The sequence below is a fragment of the Mycoplasmatota bacterium genome (assembly GCA_018394295.1).
In the GTDB taxonomy this organism is placed as follows: Bacteria; Bacillota_I; Bacilli_A; order Haloplasmatales; family Haloplasmataceae; genus JAENYC01.
Genome location: CP074573.1, coordinates 387201 through 409298, shown reverse-complemented (window position 1 = coordinate 409298; position 22098 = coordinate 387201). Strand labels below are relative to the sequence as shown.

General features: G+C 29.7%; 18 protein-coding genes and 2 riboswitches. Of the genes, 1 reads left to right on the top strand and 17 read right to left on the bottom strand.

Annotated features, from left to right (window positions below; all coding sequences use genetic code 11):
- Nucleotides 1–654: 654 nt before the first annotated feature.
- From purB to KHQ81_01575, 16 genes are all read right to left on the bottom strand, one after another.
- The gene (gene purB / locus KHQ81_01650) at nt 655–1950 is read right to left on the bottom strand and encodes an adenylosuccinate lyase (protein QVK18447.1); all 1296 of its coding nucleotides are present in this window, start codon (nt 1948–1950) and stop codon (nt 655–657) included.
- A complete protein-coding gene (gene purD / locus KHQ81_01645) occupies nt 1943–3202 on the bottom strand; it encodes a phosphoribosylamine--glycine ligase (GenBank protein ID QVK18446.1) in 1260 nt (419 codons plus the stop codon). The genes purB and purD overlap by 8 nt, the downstream gene beginning before the upstream one ends.
- 11 nt (nt 3203–3213) lie before the next feature.
- Nucleotides 3214–4740, bottom strand: a complete 1527-nt coding sequence (purH, locus tag KHQ81_01640; protein QVK18445.1) for a bifunctional phosphoribosylaminoimidazolecarboxamide formyltransferase/IMP cyclohydrolase — start codon at nt 4738–4740, stop codon at nt 3214–3216.
- Nucleotides 4721–5305, bottom strand: coding sequence for a phosphoribosylglycinamide formyltransferase (gene purN, locus KHQ81_01635; protein ID QVK18444.1), 585 nt, complete (start codon nt 5303–5305; stop codon nt 4721–4723). Before purN ends, purH begins: the two co-directional genes overlap by 20 nt.
- A complete protein-coding gene (gene purM / locus KHQ81_01630; GenBank protein ID QVK18443.1) occupies nt 5302–6327 on the bottom strand; it encodes a phosphoribosylformylglycinamidine cyclo-ligase in 1026 nt (341 codons plus the stop codon). The genes purN and purM overlap by 4 nt, the downstream gene beginning before the upstream one ends.
- Nucleotides 6328–6348: 21 nt before the next feature.
- Entirely contained in the window at nt 6349–7749 is a 1401-nt protein-coding gene (locus KHQ81_01625) for an amidophosphoribosyltransferase (GenBank protein QVK18442.1), read from the bottom strand.
- A complete protein-coding gene (locus KHQ81_01620; GenBank protein ID QVK18441.1) occupies nt 7736–8464 on the bottom strand; it encodes a phosphoribosylaminoimidazolesuccinocarboxamide synthase in 729 nt (242 codons plus the stop codon). Before KHQ81_01620 ends, KHQ81_01625 begins: the two co-directional genes overlap by 14 nt.
- A gap of 12 nt (nt 8465–8476) precedes the next feature.
- Nucleotides 8477–12166 (bottom strand): phosphoribosylformylglycinamidine synthase, encoded by a 3690-nt coding sequence (locus KHQ81_01615; protein ID QVK18440.1) that lies wholly within the window; start codon nt 12164–12166, stop codon nt 8477–8479.
- A gap of 10 nt (nt 12167–12176) precedes the next feature.
- Entirely contained in the window at nt 12177–13286 is a 1110-nt protein-coding gene (purK, locus tag KHQ81_01610; GenBank protein QVK18439.1) for a 5-(carboxyamino)imidazole ribonucleotide synthase, read from the bottom strand.
- On the bottom strand, nt 13279–13758 hold the full coding sequence (gene purE, locus KHQ81_01605; protein ID QVK18438.1) for a 5-(carboxyamino)imidazole ribonucleotide mutase: 480 nt from the start codon (nt 13756–13758) through the stop codon (nt 13279–13281). The genes purK and purE overlap by 8 nt, the downstream gene beginning before the upstream one ends.
- 53 nt (nt 13759–13811) lie before the next feature.
- Nucleotides 13812–13913, bottom strand: a riboswitch (purine riboswitch).
- A 113-nt stretch (nt 13914–14026) separates the two neighbouring features.
- Nucleotides 14027–14128, bottom strand: a riboswitch (purine riboswitch).
- Nucleotides 14129–14529: 401 nt separating this feature from the next.
- Nucleotides 14530–14934: a C-GCAxxG-C-C family protein gene (locus KHQ81_01600; protein QVK18437.1), complete on the bottom strand. Its 405-nt coding sequence runs from the start codon at nt 14932–14934 to the stop codon at nt 14530–14532.
- Between the two features lie 183 nt (nt 14935–15117).
- Complete coding sequence (locus tag KHQ81_01595) at nt 15118–15390, bottom strand: hypothetical protein (protein ID QVK18436.1); 273 nt, start codon at nt 15388–15390, stop codon at nt 15118–15120.
- Nucleotides 15391–15956: 566 nt separating this feature from the next.
- Nucleotides 15957–16193, bottom strand: coding sequence for a hypothetical protein (locus tag KHQ81_01590; GenBank protein ID QVK18435.1), 237 nt, complete (start codon nt 16191–16193; stop codon nt 15957–15959).
- 376 nt (nt 16194–16569) lie between these two features.
- Nucleotides 16570–16740 carry a hypothetical protein gene (locus KHQ81_01585; GenBank protein QVK18434.1) on the bottom strand — a complete coding sequence of 57 codons (171 nt, stop codon included), beginning with the start codon at nt 16738–16740 and terminating at the stop codon, nt 16570–16572.
- A gap of 48 nt (nt 16741–16788) precedes the next feature.
- On the bottom strand, nt 16789–18261 hold the full coding sequence (locus KHQ81_01580) for a DUF2971 domain-containing protein (protein ID QVK18433.1): 1473 nt from the start codon (nt 18259–18261) through the stop codon (nt 16789–16791).
- 319 nt (nt 18262–18580) lie between these two features.
- Entirely contained in the window at nt 18581–19951 is a 1371-nt protein-coding gene (locus KHQ81_01575) for a restriction endonuclease (protein QVK18432.1), read from the bottom strand.
- Between the two features lie 119 nt (nt 19952–20070).
- Here KHQ81_01575 and dcm point away from each other — a divergent pair, with 119 nt between their 5' ends.
- Nucleotides 20071–21303 carry a DNA (cytosine-5-)-methyltransferase gene (gene dcm / locus KHQ81_01570; protein ID QVK18431.1) on the top strand — a complete coding sequence of 411 codons (1233 nt, stop codon included), beginning with the start codon at nt 20071–20073 and terminating at the stop codon, nt 21301–21303.
- A gap of 79 nt (nt 21304–21382) precedes the next feature.
- Here dcm and KHQ81_01565 read toward each other — a convergent pair whose 3' ends face one another.
- Nucleotides 21383–22096, bottom strand: coding sequence for a hypothetical protein (locus KHQ81_01565; GenBank protein ID QVK18430.1), 714 nt, complete (start codon nt 22094–22096; stop codon nt 21383–21385).
- Nucleotides 22097–22098: the final 2 nt, after the last annotated feature.

Below are 22098 nucleotides of genomic sequence, written 5' to 3'. Positions count from 1 at the left end.
AACAATTCAAAGTGAAATAAAATTGAAAAGGCTGGATTCAAGAATCCAGCACAGTAAATATAATATTTAATAACATTTTTTAAATAATCATTGATACATCAAGAGGATAAACAATATAATCTTTGAATTCAGATTTTTTAATCCACCTGTTCTATAATCCAAGGATTGAAACTATCCATTTAATCCATAAAGGACAGGCCAATACATAGCTGATGAAATCAACTTGATTAATCAGCTTTTTTCTGCTGAATAACTTACTTAAATCAAAGATAATTTTAAATCTACTTTTTTAATTTATAAATTAATTTTCAGCAGAACAACTTATAAATTGATATCAGTTTCCTTTAAAATATTAAGTTTTAGCCTACTATTACACATTACTTTTATACTATAGTGAATATTATGTGTAAAATTAAAATAATGTTAGTGATAGTCATAAACCATATCACAAACCAAAATAATTTGTAAATTATTTTTCTTAAAATACAATGTTAATTTAATAAAAAAATACATTAATTTGAAAACAAGACAAAAAACAAACCCAGCCACTAGTATAATCCATCAAAAAAATTCTTCCCTTTAAAATATTCCAAGTAAATTATACTGTTTCCAATGAAGATTATCAATGGATTTAGAAACTAGGCCTCTTATATATTAATCTAATCCTAGACTAGTATATATCTCATCAACTGCTTTTAAATGGTAGTTGGTATTAAAACAATCATCAATTTCATCTAAGGTAAGTAGTTTTGTGATTTTATTATCTTCTTTTAATATTTCTAAAAATGCATGATTGTTGTGATAAGCTATCATTGCCTTACTTTGGACTAAATCATATGCTTCTTCTCGTGTTAATCCTTTTTCAATGAGCTTTAACAAAACCTGTTGTGAAAAAATAACTCCATTAGTTAATTCAATATTTTTTAACATCTTATCTTCATAAACAACTAAATTTTTAATAATTTTAGTAAATCGATTTAACATATAATCAAGTAATATCGTAGCATCAGGAATAATAATCCGTTCAGCTGAAGAATGAGATATATCTCGTTCATGCCATAATGGAACATTTTCATAACTTGTTAAAGCATAGCCATGCATTACTCTAGCACAACCAACGATATTTTCTGAACCAATTGGGTTACGTTTATGAGGCATGGCAGATGAACCTTTTTGGTTCTTATTAAAAAATTCCTCGACTTCTTTTACTTCCGTTCGTTGTAAATGTCTTATTTCTACTGCCATTTTTTCTAAAGATGATGCGATTAATCCTAAAACATTTAAATAGAAAGCATGGCGATCACGCTGTAACACTTGCGTTGAAATTTTACTTGCCTCTATGCCTAATTTCTCACAAACATACTGTTGAACAAAGGGGGGAATATTCGCAAATGTTCCAACAGCTCCAGACATTTTCCCTACTTCAATATCACTACATGCTTGCTCAAAACGAGTAAAATTACGATTCATTTCCTCATACCACAAAGCAAGTTTTAACCCAAACGTGGTTAATTCTGCATGAATCCCATGTGTTCTTCCCATTTGCACTGTATGTTTATATTGAATCGCTTTTTCTTTTAATACCTTAATAAATGTTTCTAAGTCTTTTCTTAAAATATCATTAGCTTGCTTAATTTGATAACCATACGCGGTATCAACAACATCAGTTGAGGTAAGTCCATAATGAACCCATTTTTTTTCATTACCAAGTGACTCACTTACTGCTCTAGTAAATGCGATGACATCATGTCTTGTATCTTGTTCAATCTCACTTATTCTTTTCATTTCAAATTTAGCTTTATCCCACAAAACTAACACATCTTCTTTTGGAATATGTCCTAATTGTGACCAAGCTTCACAAGCTAACAATTCTACCTTTAACCATGTTTTAAATTTATTTTCATCACTCCAGATATTCTTCATTTCATCTCTTGCATAACGATTAATCATTTGTGCCTCCTATTAATTTAAAACCAATATCCTTACGATAAAAAAGATTCTTACAATTAATTTTTTTTATTTCTTGATAAACAATAGTTTGTGCTTTTGTAACTGATTTATCTTTTCCGACGACAAATAACACACGACCACCATTTGTGACGATTTTACCATCAATTTCTTTTGTTCCCATGTGAAACACCGTGACATTTTCTAATGATTCTAGCCCTTTTATTTCATAACCAACTTCATATTTTTGAGGATAACCGATAGATGAAAGTACCACACCAATGGTTTGTTCTTCATCCCAATTTAGTGTAATGTCTTTTTGATCTAATAAATCATTTATTAAGACAAATAAATCATTTTTTAACCGTGGTAATACAACTTCTGTTTCAGGGTCACCAAAGCGAGCATTAAATTCAATCACTTTAGGACCTGTTTTAGTTAATATTAAGCCACCATACAATACCCCTTCAAAACTACGATTTTCTTCTACTAATGCTTTAGCACAGGGAATCATAATAGTATTGATTGCTTCATCAATTACCTTTTGCGATATTTGTGGAACAGGAGAATAAGCGCCCATTCCTCCTGTATTAGGTCCTAAATCACCCTCAAATGCTTTTTTATGATCTTGTGCTAGGACCATAGGATATACTTTATCACCACTTACAAAAGCCATTAATGAAAATTCTTCTCCCTCTAAAAAATCCTCAATTATAACTTTTTTACAACCAAATTTATGTTGTTTCAGTGTTTCATTTAAGGCAGTAACTGCTTCTTCTTTATTATGTACAATTATAACGCCTTTACCCGATGCTAGATTATCCACCTTAATAACAATCGGATAACCTTTTTTTTCTATATAATTTAAAGCCTCATCATAATCAGATAAAGTCTCATACGCTGCTGTTGGAATCCCATATTTTTTCATTAACTGTTTAGAAAAATCTTTTGATGTTTCTATTAATGCTGCCTCTTTTGTAGGCCCAAATATTCTTAAACTCGCTTTATTAAACGCATTAACAATCCCTTTTTCTAATGCTTGTTCAGGTCCTACAATCGTTAGATCAATTTGATTTGTTTTCGCAAACAAAACTAGTTGATCAACATCAGTCACTTTGATATCAACACATTTACTAACATCACTCATTCCACAATTACCAGGGGCTACAAAAATTTCTGATACCTGGTCACTTTGTGATAACTTCCATGCAAGGGCATGTTCTCTCCCACCACTACCAATAATTAATACTTTCATATCCTCACCTACTAATGTTTAAAATGTCGCATTTGTGTAAATACCATTGCGATATTATGCTTATCACAAGCATCAATTGATTCTTGATCTCTAATAGAACCTCCTGGTTGAATAATGGCAGTAACACCAGCCTTCGCAGCTACTTCAACCGTATCACTCATTGGAAAGAAGGCATCTGATGCTAGCACTGACCCAAGTGCTTTTTCTTTAGCTTGTTCAATTGCGATATTAGCTGCCCCAACACGATTCATTTGACCAGCACCAACCCCAATTGTCATATTATCTTTTACTAAAACAATCGCATTTGATTTTACATGCTTAACAATCTTATTACCAAATAATAAGGATTCCAGTTCTTTTTCAGTTGGTTTACGCTTTGTTGGAACCGTTAATTCATCGCTTAATAATAATGAATCCTGTTCTTGAACTAATAAGCCACCATTGATTGATACATACTGCATTTCACTTGATTTCTTTTCATTCATATTAACTTCTAATAAACGTAAATTTTTCTTTTGTTTTAATACTTCTAAAGCTTCATCTGTGAAACCTGGCGCAATTATAATCTCAAGGAAAATTTTAACTAACTCTAACGCTACCTCTTTATTTATGACTTGATTTGTGGCAACAATTCCTCCAAAGATACTCACCGAATCTCCTTCATATGCTTTTAAGAATGCCTGATGAACATCTTTACCAACACCAACACCACATGGGTTTAAATGTTTAAGTGCAACAACGACAACTTCATCAAATTCTTTCACGATTTGTAGGGCTGCATTAGCATCTTGTAAATTATTATAAGATAAAGCTTTCCCGTGAAGTTGTTTCGCATTTGTTAGGGTATATGCATTTTCATTTGCTGCATAAAAGGCTGCTTTTTGATGTGGATTTTCTCCATATCGAAGGTTTTGTTTTAAATCATAAGTTAAAGTTAATTGTTCAGGAAATTCTAGACCTTCTTTATTTGTTAAATAGTCAGCGACTACTGCATCATAACTAGCTGTATGACGGAAAACCTTACTTGCAAGCGCAAAACGCGTTTGAAGAGATGTATTATTTTGTGTTTTAATTTCATTTAGAACTAGATCATAATCACTATTATCCACAACAACTGTCACATAAGGATAATTTTTAGCGGCTGCACGTAACATTGATGGTCCACCGATATCAATATTTTCAATCGCATCTTCTAATGTGCAATTATCATTTGAGATTGTTTCTTTAAAAGGATATAAATTAACACAAACCAAATCAATATAATCAATGGCTTGTTCACTTACTTCTTTTTTATGAACATCATTATCTCTAATCGCTAAAATACCACCATGAATTTTCGGATGTAAGGTTTTAACTCTTCCATCTAATATTTCTTTAAACTGGGTATAATCTTCAATTTTAGTTACCGGAAGATTTGCCTCACATAATATTTTATAGGTACCGCCCGTTGAAATTATTTCATAATCATTTGATATTAATCCAGAAACAAATTCAACGATATTTGTTTTATCAGAAACACTAATCAATGCTTTTTTCATCTTTATTATCTCCTCTTAAGATTTCTTCTAATACTTTTTTATATAATAAATGTTCAATCTTATGAATTTTCTTTTCAACATCATCTATTGACATCTCATTATTTATAGATAAACTTTTTTGGGCAATAATTTTACCTCTATCCATCGCTTCATCAATATAATGAATCGTAACACCAGTTACTTTAACCCCATAGTTAATTGCTTGCTCAATTGCATGAAGTCCTGGGAAAGCAGGAAGTAAGGATGGATGAATATTAACTATTTTATTATCATATTCACTTAATAAAACATCCCCAATTAATCTCATATAACCTGCTAAAGCAATAAAATCTATTTCATATTCTTTTAAATACTTTAATATTTCTGTTTCATAACTTGCCTTATCTTTATAATCTTTGAAATTAACGACATAAAAAGGAATATTTAAGCGTTCAGCTCTTCTAAATGCATAAGCATCTTTTTGATCACATATTAATAACTTAACCTCATATACCTCATTTTTATATTTAGCGATGGCTTCAAAATTACTACCATTTCCGGAAGCAAATACCGCTAAACGTTTCATACTAGATTAACTCCTTCGCCTTTAATTACCTTCCCAATGACACACGCCTCTTCATTATTTTCCTTTAAAATACGTAGTGTTTCTTCTACATCATTTGGACTTACCATTAAGATAAACCCAATTCCCATATTAAATATCTGATACATTTCCCGCTTAGGAATCTCACCTAAGCGCTCAATTAAAGAAAAAATTTCTGGTGTTTTAAATGACTCACAATCAATTGTAACACCATATCCACTTTTAAGTCCTCTAATGATATTTTCATCAAAGCCACCACCGGTAATATGTGTCATTGAATGAACATCTATATTCTTTAATACCTCTAAAACAGGCTTAACATAAATTTTAGTAGGAGTTAATAAGGCCTCTCCAAGCGTTTGATTTAATTTTTCATCCTGTTGATTTAAATCTAAATGATGGTCTTTTAATAAGATTTTTCTTACTAATGAATACCCGTTTGAGTGAATCCCACTTGAGGTTAACCCAATGAGTACATCACCGACTTCACATTTTTCTCCTGTAATCATCTTGCTTTTTTCCACAACTCCAACGGTAAAACCAGCTAAATCATAATGATCTTTTTCATACACATCAGGCATCTCTGCTGTTTCGCCACCAATTAAAGCACAACCTGCTTTAAGACACCCATTACTTACTCCTTTTACAATCGAGGCAATTTTCTCAGGTTCATTCTTACCTACCGCCACATAATCTAAGAAAAATAATGGTTTAGCCCCTTGGGTTAATACATCATTCACACACATTGCCACTAAATCCTCACCAATGGTATCATGTTTATCTAACATAATGGCTAGGAGTAATTTAGTTCCTACCCCATCTGTCCCTGATACTAAAACAGGTTCTTTTATATTCAATTTTGATAAATCAAATAAGCCTCCAAAGCCACCAATACTTCCCATTGTACCAAGGCATTTTGTCTTATCCACATCATTTTTTATTCGCTTTACCACTTCATAGCCTTTATGAATATCAACACCAGAATTCTTATAAACTTCACTCATAAGTCATACTCCTTCTAAAATTTATTCCACATTCGCATCTTCTAGTCTTTCATATAAATGGGTTGGATAATCACCGTTAAAGCATGCTTTACATAATCCCTTTTTACCCACTGCATTTAATAAACCTTCTATTGATAGAAACGAAAGTGAATCCGCATTAATTAATTGTGCTATCTCTTCAGTTTTTTTCTGTGCACATATTAGCTCTTGATAGGTTGAAAAGTCTACGCCATAAAAACAAGGATATTTAATCTCAGGAGAAGCAATTCTAACATGAACTTCTTTAGCACCTGCTTGTCGTAACATATTAACTATCTTTTTGCTTGTTGTTCCCCGTACAATTGAATCATCAATTAGAACCACTCGTTTATCTTTTACGATTGAACGAACAGCACTTAGTTTCATCTTCACCCCTTGATCACGAAGGGCTTGTGATGCTTCAATGAATGTTCTCCCCACATATTTATTTTTAATTATCCCCATCTCAAAAGGAATCCGTGTTGCTTCTGAATAACCGATGGCAGCACTCATTCCTGAATCAGGTACACCAATGACGATATCAGCTAAAACAGGGTTTTCTTTCGCTAATTCAATTCCACATCTTTTTCTAGCGGTATGAACATTTACATTTAATATATCACTATCCGGTCTTGAAAAATAAATATACTCCATCGCACACATATGCGTTTCATTGTTTAATGAATAAAACTGAGATTCCATTCCAGAATCACTTATTTTAATGACTTCTCCTGGTTGTACATCTCTAATATAGGTGGCTCCTATCGTTTCAAAGGCACAGGTCTCACTAGCAACCACATAGCCATCACCAATTTTTCCAATGGATAGTGGTCTTAATCCAAGTTTATCTAAAGCAATATATAATTCATTTTCTAAAAGAACTAAGAAAGCAAATGCACCTTCTAAATATAGAAGTGATTCCTTCAACCTTTCCATAAAGGTTCCTTTTTGTCTCTTTAATAAATGTGCTAATACTTCTGTATCCGATGTTGTTTGGAAGATACTTCCTTCTTTTTCCAAATACCCTTTTAGATTTTTTGTATTAACTAAATTTCCATTATGACAAAGACCAAGTTGTCCTGTTTGTGAGTGAAACAAGAAAGGTTGTACATTTAATAAACCTCCTCCACCACTTGTTGAATAACGAACATGACCGATTGCATGAATGCCTTTAAGACGTTTAATATCTTCAGATTTATAGACATGGTTTACTAAACCTTCACCTTTAACTTGCGTTAAAACATTCCCATTACTTGATAAAATCCCTGTTCCTTCTTGTCCTCTGTGTTGTAATGTTTGTAAAGCATAATAAGTTAATTCACCAGCATTTTCATGATTGAAAATACCAAATACACCACATTCCTCGTTCATTTTATTTTCATAAAATAAATCAATTTCTGACATTTAACTCATTCCTTTTAAATCGATTTAATATCTCCTTATAAGCGCCCTCTACATTCCCTAAATCACGTCTAAAACGATCTTTATCTAATTTTTCATTTGTTTCCATATCCCATAATCTGCAGGTATCCGGTGATATTTCATCTGCAAGTATGATTTCACCTGCTTCATTTCGACCAAATTCAAGTTTAAAATCAACAATATTAATATTCATTTCTTTAAATATCATTTTTAAAATATGGTTAATTTTTAATGAAGTAATTCTAATAAAATTTAATTCTTGTTTAGTAGCTAGTTTTAAAGCGAGCGCATGGTCTTCATTGATTAGTGGATCACCAAAATAATCATTCTTATAACATAACTCATAGGTTTCATCATCAAGCACTGTTCCTTCTTTAATCCCTAATCGTTTTGCCATACTTCCCGCTACAATATTTCGTACAATCACTTCAAGTTTAATGATGTCAACTTTTTCACATAATTGTTCACGTTCATTTAATCTCTCTATAAGATGCGTTTTGATCCCATGATTTTCTAAAAGTTTATAAATAATCGATGAAATTTCATTATTTAAAATACCTTTGTTGTCAATAATTGATTTTTTAATTCCATTATAAGCTGTTGCATCATCCTTATAATGGATAATGACTTGATTAGGATTACATGTACAATAAACTTGCTTCGCCTTACCTTCATAAATTAAATTTTCTTTATTCATTTATATCCTCCATTATTTAAAATAACCTACACCATTTGTGAATATATCTTGAACCTTATCAATTGTCATATTTTTATACAATCCTTTGACCATTCGCTCAGAATGACCCATTTTACCTAATATTTTTCCACAAGGACTTGTGATTCCTTCAATCGCGTGATAAGACCCATTTGGATTAAACCTAGCATCCATCGTAGGTTGTCCTTTTAAATCAACATATTGTGTTGCGACTTGACCATTATTAAATAATTGTTTAATCATTTCATCACTTGCGACAAATTTTCCCTCACCATGAGACATCGCCACTTGATAAGTCTTATTAACAGACATATTCATAAGCCAAGGTGATTTATTTGAAGTAATTTTTGTGTTTACTATTTTCGCTACATGTCGATTAATATCATTTTTAGTAAGAGTTGGGGAATCAGAGGAAACAACACCAATTTTCCCGTAAGGTAATAAACCTGATTTAATTAGTGCTTGAAAACCATTACATATACCTAGTATTAATCCATCTTTATCTAAGAAACGTTCAATGGCTTCTTTAACCATTTCATTATTTAAAACTGTTGTGATAAACTTACCAGAACCATCAGGTTCATCCCCAGCACTAAACCCACCAGAAAACATTAAAATTTGTGATTGGTTAATATGCTTTACCATCTCAGTTAGAGAAGTATGAATCATTTCTTGATTTAGATTTTTAAATACAAATGTTTCTGCAAGAGCCCCTGCCCTTTGAAAAGCACGCCCTGTTTCATATTCACAGTTTGTCCCTGGGAATACTGGAATAAAAACCTTTGGTTTAGCTTGTGATTTACTTTTTTTGATGATAGGAGAATTGAACACACTATTTTCAACGTCTTTATTATTACTTTGTTTAACCCTTGGATATATCCCATCATAAGTACTCTGATTTACTTGAATCGCTTCATCAATTGAGATTAAGTTTTGGTTAATTTGAATCTCAGCATCTGTTGTTTTTCCAAGATAAATCGCCTGACAATCAGTTAATTCTTCTGTACTTTCAACCACAATTGACCCATATTTTGGTTTAAATAGATCCATATCAGCTATTACATCAACCCCAATTTTATTCCCAAAACTCATTTTCGCTAGTGCTTCTGCTAAACCACCCATTTTTATGGAACAAGCAGATACAATCTTTTTCATTTTTATTCCTTGATAAATATATTTATAATTTGTTTTTAACTCATCAATCATTGGCAATTGATTATTATCCTGCTCATAGTCAAATAAATAAATATAATGATTTGGTGCCCTAAACTCTTGTGAGATGATTTGGTCTACCTCTTCAACTGAAACCGCAAATGATATTAAGGTTGGTGGTACATGTAATTCATTAAAACTACCACTCATACTGTCTTTCCCACCAATACTTGGTAAAGAGAATGCATCTTGTGTATAAAACGCTCCAAGAAGAGCAAGAAAAGGTTGTGACCAGTTTCTAGGGTCAGTTCCTAATTTTTTAAAATATTCTTGAAAAGAAAAACGAATTTTACGATAATCCCCACCAACTGCGACCACTTTCGCAATCGACTCAATCACTGCATAAACTGCGCCATGAAAAGGTGATTGACTTGAAATAAAAGGATTAAATCCATAACTCATAATACTACAGGTCGTGGTCTCTCCATTTAATACTGGTATTTTTTGAACGGAGGCATCTGATTCTGTCAATTGATATTTTCCCCCAAATGGTAGAAGAATGGTTGTTGCCCCGATTGTAGAATCAAACATTTCAACCAAGCCTTTTTGACTAGCAATGTTATCTTGTTTTAAATTATTTAAAAATTGTTCTTTAAAAGAACCCTTCTGTTTTATATCAAAAATGTTTTTATCCTTCATTTCAGGAATGATTACATCAACTTCATTTCTTACCCCATTTGTATTTAAGAAATCACGACTAATATTTACAACTGTTTTCTCATGATATTTCATCACTAAATAATTTGAGTTGGTCACTTTAGCTACAACGGTTGCTTCAAGGTTCTCTTCATTTGCATATTCAATAAATGATTTAACATCCTGTTCACTAACGACAACAGCCATTCGCTCTTGTGACTCTGATATCGCAATCTCTAACGGATTTAATCCCTTATATTTAAGGATCACTTGATCAAGATAGATTTCAACCCCAGGTGCTAACTCTCCTATTGCAACAGCAACTCCTCCTGCCCCAAAATCATTACTCTTCTTAATTAACTGAGTTACTTCTTTCTTTCTAAACAATCTTTGAATTTTACGCTCAGTTGGTGCATTACCTTTTTGAACTTCTTGTGAAGCAGATTGAATTGAGGTTTCATCATGTTTTTGACTTGACCCAGTTGCGCCCCCTATGCCATCACGTCCTGTTCTTCCGCCTAATAAAATAATACAGTCGCCACTAACTGGTTTATCTCTACGAACATTTTCTAAAGGCGCAGCCCCAACAACAGCGCCAACTTCCATTCGCTTAGCTTTATACCCCTCATGATATATTTCTCGTACAAAAGTCGTTGCTAACCCAATTTGATTACCATAGGAACTATACCCTAATGCCGAATTTTTTGAAATCAACTTTTGTGGTAATTTCCCTTCGATTGTATTATCAACCGGCTCTAAAATATTCCCTGCCCCTGTTATTCGCATTGCTTGATAAACATAGGCACGTCCAGAAAGTGGGTCTCTAATTGCACCACCTATACAGGTTGAAGCCCCTCCAAATGGTTCAATTTCAGTTGGATGATTGTGGGTTTCATTTTTAAACATCAACAACCATTTTTCCATCTTTCCATTAACATTTACATCAACATAAAGACTACAAGCATTATTTTCATCTGAAACTTCTAAATCATTTAACTTTCCAATTTTTTTTAATTGTTTTCCATAAATCGTTGCTAAGTCCATTAATGTGATAGGTTTTTTTTCTTCATTTATATTTTTCTTTGTTTTTATATAGTCATTAAATACTTCTTCAATAAAATAACCCATATCATTTTTAGGAAAGGTGACTTTATTAATAATCGTTTCAAAAGTTGTATGGCGACAATGGTCTGACCAATAGGTGTCTATCACAGCAAGTTCAACTTCGGTTGGATTTCTTCTTTCAACATCCTTGAAATAACTTTGAATAAACGCTAAATCTTTTATAGACATCGCTAGCTTTTTATTTTCATAAAATAAACTTAATTCATCAAACGTATAATTAATAAACTGATCATAACTATTTATGTCTTTAACTTCAATATTTTCATCTAAATACAAAGGAATTAGTAAATCTTTTTCTCTTTTTTCTATAGGGTTAATTAGATATTTCTTAATTTTATTTAAATCTACATCTTCATAAAATAAAATGAGCGTTCCTGTTTTCACAATAACTTCTTGATTGGAAATTAATAATTTAATACATTGTTCCGCTGAATCTTGACGTAAATCATATTGACCTGGTAAATATTCTAGCGCAAGATATTGTTTTGGTAATTTAATCTCATGATATACTTGATCAGTAACTTTTTCTGATAAAACCTGATTTTGAATAATCACTAGTTCATCTTTAGTCACATGAAAAATATCATAAATATTTAATAGACGGATATCTTTTAAATTGAGGTGTAAATTTTCGTTTAAATCAATTAACAGTGCTTCTTTTTCAGTCTGAAAATCACTTTTTTTCTCAACATAAACACGAAATTCTCCCATTTTATTCTCCTTATCCAAAGATTTCTTTTACTTGGTTTATTATTTTTTCTTGATTCGTTCCGATAAAAGTTACATGACCCATTTTCCGATTTGTTTTTACACCGGTTTTGCCGTATAAATGAACCTTACAATTAGCTATTTGTAGTAACTCAGTCACTTTCTCTAAATCTTTACCTAATAGATTAACCATCACTGCTTTTTGAACTAACTCAGTGCTTCCTAATTTCAACCCACAAATCGCTCTAATATGTTCTTCAAATTGGGACGTAAAACAAGCTTCGATTGAATAATGACCTGAATTATGGACACGTGGCGCAATCTCATTGATTAAAATTTCATCATTTTCTAAGACAAACATTTCAATCGCAACTGTCCCATAAAAATCAAAGGTCTTCATAAAGTTAATCGCTATTTCTTTTGCTTTTTTCTCAACAATAGCACTTACTCTAGCCGGTACAATCGTTTTAGACAATATATTATTAACATGAATGTTTTCTGAAATTGGGAAGACCTTGATTTCTCCATTTGTTGACCGGGTCACTATCGCAGATATTTCTCCTTTAAAATTCATGTATTTTTCTAATACACAGGAATTTGTAAGCAGAGTATACGCTTTATCTAAATCACTCTTATTTTTTAAAACAACTTGTCCTTTTCCATCATAACCACCGGTTGCTGTCTTTAGAACACAAGGGTATTTTAAAATCTCTATTTTTTCTTTAAGTTGTTCTTGATTACTAACAATTTCAAAATCAACGGTTTTAAATCCTTTCTCATTCAAAATCGTTTTTTCAATTACTCGATTTTGTGAGATTTCAAGAAGTCTATACCCTTGAGGAATATACGCACATTTTTCTAGATTACATATAGCTTTCACTGGGATATTCTCAAATTCATAAGTAATTACATCAGTTTTTTCAGCTAATTGTTTAAGTGCTGAAGGATCATCATAGGAAGCATTGATTTCTAAATCAGCAACCTGTGCGCAAGGTCCATTTTTAGTTGGTTCTAATACTGCGATTTTATAACCCATTTGTTTGGCCGCAATAGCAAGCATCCTTCCTAATTGACCACCACCAATAATCCCAATGGTACTCCCTGGTAAAATAACTTTACTCATCTAAGTCACTTTCCTTTAATACTTTTTCTCTCATTTCATTTTTATATAAGGTTAATTTTTCACTAAGTGAATCATCTGTTATACTTAGGATTTCAACAGCCAATAGTCCTGCATTAACTGCGCCATGTTCTCCAATCGCAACAGTAGCAACAGGAACTCCTCTAGGCATTTGTACAATGGATAGAAGTGAATCTATTCCATTCAACGTTTTAGATTGAATTGGTACACCAATGACAGGGACGGTTGTTAGAGATGCTAACATACCTGGTAAATGCGCAGCGCCACCAGCACCGGCAATAATAACTTTAATTCCTCTTTCTAATGCACTTTTAGCGTAATCAAAGAGTAACTCAGGTGTTCGATGAGCTGAGATAATTTTCATTTCATATTTAACACCAAATTGATTTAATATTTCTTTTGTCTTAACCATTGTTGGTAAATCAGAAGAACTACCCATTACAATTCCTATCATGTTTTCCTCCTAAAATAAAAATAGCGTAAACCTACAAGAAGTTTACGCATCAATGCTTAAAAAACTTCTCTCATAGTCTGCTTATTTGTGGTATGCAGGTAGAAACTTTCGGACCATATTTCCGATATTATATGAGAAAAAATATGAATAAGTAAATTTAATTAGAATTTTAATAGTTTAACTACTAAACCTAATCTCCTTTCATTTAGACGATAAAGCTCTTTTAAAACAAAAAAAGCATTCAATCGAATGCTCTAACTTACAAAAATGACAAAAAAGTCATAATCGTAGTCCTAAAATTTACGGTTTTAGGGTAGAGACTTTCGATCCTTATCATCGATGATATACGAGTACTCTCTTATTTTACCTAATAATCTTATCATTTTCAATATGATAGCGCTAATTAATTATAATTTCCAGTTATTTATATCATAGAGTAATTATTATCAGGCATGATGTCCACCATTGATATTATGGAGCATCCGTTTGGTCTTCTTTTAATACTTCAAAATGATTAGATTGGTTAACCTTTTCATTGAAAGAACTTCGCCTTATTAATGATAATCAATAGCATCTAATTTCTTATCAAGAAACTTTAATTTTTCACCAATCAATCCTAAAGATCAATATAAGCAATAACTGAATTTAATTTTCCAGAAGTAGCTTGTTATAATATAAAAATAGACAATATTTATAATTAATCAAATTATATATATGGTAAGAAAAAAGGATGTAAATAACCATCGATTAATTTACATCCTTTTCAACATATTATTTTAATTCTCTTTCAACAATTGATTCTAGTATTTTAGCTGCTTCAATAATTATATTCTTACATCCAATTTCGTCATTTCTATACTCTTTTTTTAATGGAGCACAGTCAATATGTCCCATTTTAGCTTCATAAGTTGTTAATAATTCTTTAGTTAAAGAACGTAGACGGGTTTTACTGTCTTCATCAGTACCAGGAAATAGTTTACTTAAGACCATTACACCTGCTGTTAAAGCGCCACAACTATTTTCAATTGCCATACCGCCACCAAAACCACCAGCTAAACTAAGTGCATCATCACTTAACCCTAATTGAAATGCTTCATTTGATGCAAATAAAATTTTCTGTGCACAATTTAATTTCTGTTCATTTCCATAACCATTTTGAAGTAATTCAACTAACATATTATCTCTCCTTTTATTTATTATAATTTGATTATAAACGAATAATTAGTTTTTTTCTATCAAAAATCTCTTTTATTTACCAATTTTCGCTAAAAAATGACATGTTTTTAATTGTTTAGTCAATCTATAATAAAAAAACTAAATCTCAGATTGTAGATTTAGTCTTCATTGGTTCTATATTATTTAGTATGAGTAATCACTCCCACCATTTTTATTTGTTACTAAAAATCCATAAAAGATCATAAATGTATCGAATCTATAGTTATCTATTGAATAAGCATATTTATCTTTTAACAGACCACTTTTTACTAAAGAAATATAACATGCATAAAGCATAATAAATATAATAAATATTTTAACTGACAAAGATGAAGGATTTTGATAATAGAATATTACTGCGATAAATAAGTAAGGCAATGTGAAAAGTAATCGAAATTTAGGATGCTTATTCAACATTTATATCCTCCAATCATAAAACGTATGTACCCACTTTATAATCACCAAGTAATCGACTTGAATTGCACAAAAGTAAGAGCCTGACCAAAGCCAACTCAAGGTTAATGAGGTTAGATTATTGTTTATTATCTAGCTTTGATTTTTTTTCATAAAAGACTTGTAAAGTTTGTTCATTCTTTTATGTTCTTTTAAAAAAATCAAAAAAATAATAAATATTAAAATTAAAATGAATGATACCATTATGCAAATGAATATGAAGTCATTCTTCATTATTGCAGAATATAACAATATTAAAAATAATATAAATCCAATACTAGCTATTGATACATACTTTTTTACAAAATTAAAATACTGTTTTCTAAAATCAAAGGGATTTGGCAAGTACTCGATATTTGCTTGATCATCAGAATTTACTATAAACGTTGGCTTTATCCATGTATCAGAAGACTCGTTGTAATAGGATTTCTTGTATTTTACAATTATTTTCGTATCATTAACCAATTTAGTAGTTATTTCTGCCCTTATACAATAAGGATTAATACGATTCCACCAATTTGAATCAGTGTTCAGAAGTAAAATGTGAAAAACCCCTTGGATAACAGAAGTAAAAAAAAGAGGAAAAATCTAAATATAGAAAACTTATTTGATGCTTTCTTTTGATAAAAATATATTTGATATTCACCATTTTTTTCTAAAGTTACAGTTTCTAAGGGATTATCAATATTCAATAGCTCCTCATGATTATTAATTCTAAAGTATAAATCAACATCCTCTGGTACATTAGCAAAAATTTGTAAAATCATATAATATCACCTCTTTTAGTATTGTTTTCTTAACATGTCTCAATTTTGCCATAAAGTTTATAGTCTGTTAACCCATAACTCCATTTGAGTTATTCAATATGCTTAACAACAAATTACCTCAAGCATCATATTCATAAGTTGATTTCATTCTACAAATCTATTACTTATTTCAATTATATCCTCAAAGTTATTTCTTGTGTAGAAATAATCATTTTTGTTATACCTAAATCCATTATGTTCCATAGTAATAAATAAGAGTATTCGTCCCATTTTACTTTATCCCCATCTAAATAGTATTTTGTTTTAATTTAATCATAATAAAAAAAGATTACCAACTTAAGTTAGTAACCTAATTATACTAAAGACCCTTTTTATATTATTTCTTAATAGAATCACTATTTTTATTTTTTATTATTTTCTTATACATTTGTGCATAATTACTCTTTGGTTTTTCTTTTAAGGCTTTTACAATATCCTGATCTTGTTTTAGAATTTTTTCTACTGTGTTGGCTGTCATAGGTTTGTCCTCCTTATTGTTATCACTCATAAAAACACCTCTATATTAGTATACCAAGTGATAAATTATTTATTTATATTATCTAAAAGGAATTTCAGAATTAACAACCTTAAAATTTAGTTTATTATGCGTCTTATATTCTTCAAATCCTTTTACAACTAAATCAGAATTATTTCTTGGTCCAACAACTATTTTTTCTATATTATCTAATGTTATTGGAATCTTTATATAAGGAATGTAGCTGTCTTTTCCACATCTAAAATTAACTTTTTGATGATATAACGCTTCATCTAATGCAAATACAAATCTATATTCTTCTTCGCTAGAAAAATAGTTAATCTTTACAAGTAATCTTCTTAATAGTGTTATTTCAATGAGTATACGCGTCATTACCGATTCTCTAATAAAGTTCGCCTTTTTCTTATGTAAGTCTAATGCTTTCCTAAAATCTTTAAGTAAAATACGCTTTATTTCTTTTAAATCATATAATACTTCACCAGAATAAAAGGTTGAATATAGCTCTTTCTTTGAGTTTGTATTAATAAAATACAATAGATCATAATCTTCTTGATTTTGATTATTGAAAGTATCTGTTAGTTTTTTATTGTCTAATAAAAGATTAACACCATTAAAATCAGTGTAATTTCCCCATAAAGGGAGAGAATCTTGGTTTTTAGAAAACGATAAAACAAAATAGTATTTGTTTTTATAATTCTCAATAAGATTCTTTTCATCTTCATTTAGTTTATTGTAAGGCAGTTCTCCATGAAAATAAGAAATAATTCTTATTATAATATCAATTGAGTTTATTATAAATCGTTTTTCAATATCATCAAATAATTCTTGTAGACTAAAATCATCACGTAATTCTGATAAAACATTCTTGATATATTTAAATTCAGATTTATCATTTAAGAAATCGTATCTTGTGACCCATAATTCTTTGTGTTCCAAAATATTAAAAGAATTCCCAATACTCGTATAATGACTTAGAAAATCAATATCATGATTATTATTTTGACCTACTATATTAGAAGCTGTTTTTTCACATAAAAATGTAAAATCATCAAAACTAAAGTCCTTAATATTATCATCTGTAATAAATTCATTTTCTTTTGAAATAGTTAAGAGATATAGATTAATTTTCCTTAATAAATCATCTAATATTTCATTTTTTTCTTCTTTTTGAATTTCTTTTTTTAAATTTAATAATTCATTTTCAATCTGATCATTTTTCTCAAAATATTCTTTAAGAAAAATTACATAATAGTATGAAAATAAGTATTCACTACTATAACTATCTCTATCTGATTGATTTAATTTTTTATAAATAGATAAACATGCTTTCGCATTTTCATATACTATTTCATATTCTTCAAGATTTAAACAAATTAAATTAACGATATATTTTTTATAAAATTCTTCTAACAAACTACTTGTTTCTAAACCATTTATTTCTTCTAAGTAATCATTTGCATCATTTAAGTTCTCTGTATACTCACAAAAGAGGTTATTTATTAAAAAATGAAAATCACGATTTCCCACATCCATATGTTTTCTCCCCTTTTAACTATACTTCCCTTATTTACTTTTATTATATAATAAAAGCAAATAAATATCCATATATTTAAATTTTTTAATAATTATAACAAACAACATAATATGTCATATTTTTACAATCATTAGTGATTAATAAAAAAATGATACTGTGGTTTACAGTATCACTGTTTTTACTTAGTACTTATTCTAATATATACTATCTCTTCCAGATCCAAAACCTATATCTAATATTTTCCCAGTATTAGGAATATATTTTTCATAAAATTGGTATTGTTCCAAAAATCACTTTTTCCAAAAAATCAATTTGATTTTATTCATGTAATAAAAACTTTCTTACATATTTTCTATCTAACCAGAAACACTGCTTTGTCATCCATCTACCATCTGGTAGTTCATCAGCATTAGGATTACCTTTTTCATATGATGATACACTAGTATGCGGACGCACATGACATATACCATTAAATTTTATACCTGGCAGGTTGTTATATATCATCCCATTTTTATTCACTAATTTAACACCCTCTTGAATTATCCTAACCGTTTCAAGCCATGTATCCTTAATCTGTCCATCTAAAACCTCGATTGGCATATTCCAAAATAGTGCTTTTTTGAATATTAAATCACCCTTACAATTTTTTTGTGTTACGAAAATTAAGAATTTAGTTTCGTAAAACATTGTTCTTAATGTTGATTCTTCCCATTCTTCCTTTACCAAATCTTTAAATTTAAAACCTGGAAACGACATACTTTGTTCTATATGACCATCTTTTTCCAATCTCACTGTTTTAATCTTTATATTTGCTTTTTCTATTTCTTCAGTTTTGGATATATTATTTACACCCAGTATTTTACTAGCAATCATGTAAACATACTGTTTCGGATTACCTTTAATATTAAATTGTTGCTTTAAATCATCAATTCTTTTATTGTAATATTTACTATATTTACCTAAAATGTATTGTTCTAGTGATATATATTGAATATCTTTATAATCTTTAATTATTTTTTCAGATGTATTACTTCCAAAAGCATATTTATTTAATACTGATGTCATATAAGATTGTTTCAGACTATAGGCTCTTTGTTTTGCTAAGATATTGGAATTTGGTTGTTGTCGTAAACTATTTTTATTGGCACCTTTAGTACACGCACCTAAATAAAGGGTGTCTCCTTCTGAAATTGTATGGGCTAGTCCATTTTTTATTTTCTCGTTAATTTCTTCCCAATCTCTTTTAATTATAATTAGATCTTCTTCAGGATATTGAAATAATAGTACCTTTCTTATTTCATATTCTTCTTTTGAGACATCTTTTAGCCATTCATAAAAAACTAATAGAATTTTATTGCTTTTAGTCCAAAATGAACTTTCATCAAAGGACTTCTCTACTTCGTCCATATAATTAATAATATTTAAAACTAAACGTTCCTTAGCAGATTTTGTACCATTTTTATTAGTTTTGTAAGGGGTAACTTTTAATTCTAATCCAGCTTCAAAAAAATCTGCTTCTGATCGAGAATTAACTTTATACCCAAAATACTCCTCTTCAATAAATTGTCCTAATCCACCTTTTGTATTATTAAAAAGAACTGGATTTGATCCAACATCTTTAAATTTTTTTCCTTCAAGGCTTTTGGCATAACTAAATATAGACTGAATATCATTCTTATCATATAACAATTTTACCACCCCTAAAATATAATTATTTTCCTTGATCTTAAACAAGATTTATAGTATAATAACATGTAACAATAGTATACAATATATGATTATTTTTGACAAATATTGGAGGAGTATCAATGGAAAGAACTATGATAGAGTTATTTGCTGGAGTAGGTGGATTTAGACTTGGTCTTGAAAAAAATGGATGGAAAACCCTTTGGGCAAATCAATGGGAACCAGCTACAAAAGCTCAACATGCTTATGAAGTATATATATCAAATTTTGGTCATGAAAATGTTATTAATGAAGACATAAATAAAGTAGATAAATCTTTAATTCCAGATCATACATTACTTGTAGGAGGATTTCCATGTCAAGATTACTCCGTTGCAAGAACAAAAGCTGAAGGAATACAAGGTAAAAAGGGTGTCTTATGGTGGAATATTGCAAAAATACTTGAAGTTAAAAAACCTAAATTCGTTTTACTTGAAAATGTAGATAGATTAATTAAATCTCCATCTAAACAACGGGGAAGAGATTTTGGGATTATGCTTAGAACATTTTATGATTTAGGCTACTCTTTAGAATGGAGAGTAATAAATGCTGCAGAATATGGTTTTCCTCAAAGAAGACGTAGAGTTTTTATGTTTGCATCACTCAATTCAACTAATTATTATAAAAAAATAGCTACATCAGAACGTAAAGAGATTATTGTGGAAACAGGTTTCTTTAATAATCAATTTAAATTAAACTCATCCTATAACTCAAAAAAGAAACCTATACAATTTGATATTTCATATTATAAGGATTTAGTAGATGTATCAGATAATTTTAAATCACAATTTTATAATTCAGGTATTATGATTAGTGGAAAAGTTGTAACAATTGATACAAAACCCGTTGAGAGGGAGATAACTCCATTAAGGGATATTTTAGAGACAGAAGTTGATAATAAATACTTTATTGATAAAGATTCCAATAAACTTGAACGTTTTAAGTTTATGAAAGGTGCAAAAAAAGAGAAAAGAGTAGACGCTAATGGCTTTGAATATTTCTATTCAGAGGGTGGTATGTCATTCCCTGATAAAGTAGATTTACCTGCAAGAACAATATTAACTAGCGAAGCATCTGTTAATAGAAGTACCCACGTTATTAAAGATATAAAAAACGGTAAATTACGTTTATTAACTCCAATTGAATGTGAAAGGTTAAATGGATTCCCTGACAATTGGACTAATCCATCTAAATGTGCAGTTAATATAACTGATAGAAAAAGGTTCTTCTTTATGGGAAATGCATTAGTTGTTGGTATAGTAAATAAATTATCTTTAACATTAAATGATATAATTGAAAATGAGAATAATGAGTAATAATCGATTAATCTATAGATAAAGAATTGTTTTAATGAAAGGTTAATTAACAAAATCCGCGAAAAAAAATCGCGGATTTTTATTCAAATTTCTTAACTTTAACACCATTTTTATCAACTATAAATAGTCGTTTATTACCTAACTCTATTAACTTTTCTTTTCTAATATTAACCATTAATGGATTTTCTACTTTTGTTCCAGACATAGTGAAGTGAAAATCCCTAATTCCATTATCATATTCATTTTTATACAAATATCTATTTCGGTCTAATTTCCTTTTACCATGTCTAATATCCTTAGTAAGTTCAATTAGATAATTAACATCATACCCATTATCAGACAAAAAATCAATTATCGTTTCCTTTGTTACTAATAATAACTCTAAATAATTAATATCTTCTTCGTTAATAACTGTATCTGATTTTATTTTTATACCACTTTCAACTAAGTCTTCAATCACATCTATCCAACCAAGCAAATAATAATCAGTATTGTTTTCAGATACTAACCATCCTGGTACAAGTCTATTAAACTGATATGAATCTAATTCAAAAGCAAACTTAGATAATTTTGTATTGTAATTAGTCGCGACTTTTTCGTCAATTGAAATAATATTACCAGATTGTTGTATTATTTTAACATCTATACCTTTTAGTTGTTCTTCCTTAGTATATACTCGTTTAATTTGCTCTATATTAGTACCAATTTCCTTAATCTTTGTATAAAAATATTTATCTAAATAATTAGAAATATTATGTTCACTAATATGGTCTCTATTTCTCAAATTTTTCATCA

Excerpts from the sequence above, each read along its gene's own strand:
- purM (QVK18443.1), bottom strand. The coding sequence starts at position 6,327 with ATGAGTGAAGTTTATAAGAATTCTGGTGTTGATATTCATAAAGGCTAT.
- KHQ81_01585 (QVK18434.1), bottom strand. The coding sequence starts at position 16,740 with ATGAGTGATAACAATAAGGAGGACAAACCTATGACAGCCAACACAGTA.
- purD (QVK18446.1), bottom strand. The coding sequence starts at position 3,202 with ATGAAAGTATTAATTATTGGTAGTGGTGGGAGAGAACATGCCCTTGCA.
- purN (QVK18444.1), bottom strand. The coding sequence starts at position 5,305 with ATGAAACGTTTAGCGGTATTTGCTTCCGGAAATGGTAGTAATTTTGAA.
- KHQ81_01600 (QVK18437.1), bottom strand. The coding sequence starts at position 14,934 with ATGTTAGTTGAATTACTTCAAAATGGTTATGGAAATGAACAGAAATTA.
- KHQ81_01595 (QVK18436.1), bottom strand. The coding sequence starts at position 15,390 with ATGTTGAATAAGCATCCTAAATTTCGATTACTTTTCACATTGCCTTAC.
- KHQ81_01580 (QVK18433.1), bottom strand. The coding sequence starts at position 18,261 with ATGGATGTGGGAAATCGTGATTTTCATTTTTTAATAAATAACCTCTTT.
- KHQ81_01615 (QVK18440.1), bottom strand. The coding sequence starts at position 12,166 with ATGGGAGAATTTCGTGTTTATGTTGAGAAAAAAAGTGATTTTCAGACT.
- KHQ81_01620 (QVK18441.1), bottom strand. The coding sequence starts at position 8,464 with ATGAATAAAGAAAATTTAATTTATGAAGGTAAGGCGAAGCAAGTTTAT.
- purE (QVK18438.1), bottom strand. The coding sequence starts at position 13,758 with ATGATAGGAATTGTAATGGGTAGTTCTTCTGATTTACCAACAATGGTT.
- KHQ81_01565 (QVK18430.1), bottom strand. The coding sequence starts at position 22,096 with ATGAAAAATTTGAGAAATAGAGACCATATTAGTGAACATAATATTTCT.
- purK (QVK18439.1), bottom strand. The coding sequence starts at position 13,286 with ATGAGTAAAGTTATTTTACCAGGGAGTACCATTGGGATTATTGGTGGT.
- purB (QVK18447.1), bottom strand. The coding sequence starts at position 1,950 with ATGATTAATCGTTATGCAAGAGATGAAATGAAGAATATCTGGAGTGAT.
- dcm (QVK18431.1), top strand. The coding sequence starts at position 20,071 with ATGGAAAGAACTATGATAGAGTTATTTGCTGGAGTAGGTGGATTTAGA.
- purH (QVK18445.1), bottom strand. The coding sequence starts at position 4,740 with ATGAAAAAAGCATTGATTAGTGTTTCTGATAAAACAAATATCGTTGAA.
- KHQ81_01625 (QVK18442.1), bottom strand. The coding sequence starts at position 7,749 with ATGTCAGAAATTGATTTATTTTATGAAAATAAAATGAACGAGGAATGT.
- KHQ81_01590 (QVK18435.1), bottom strand. The coding sequence starts at position 16,193 with ATGATTTTACAAATTTTTGCTAATGTACCAGAGGATGTTGATTTATAC.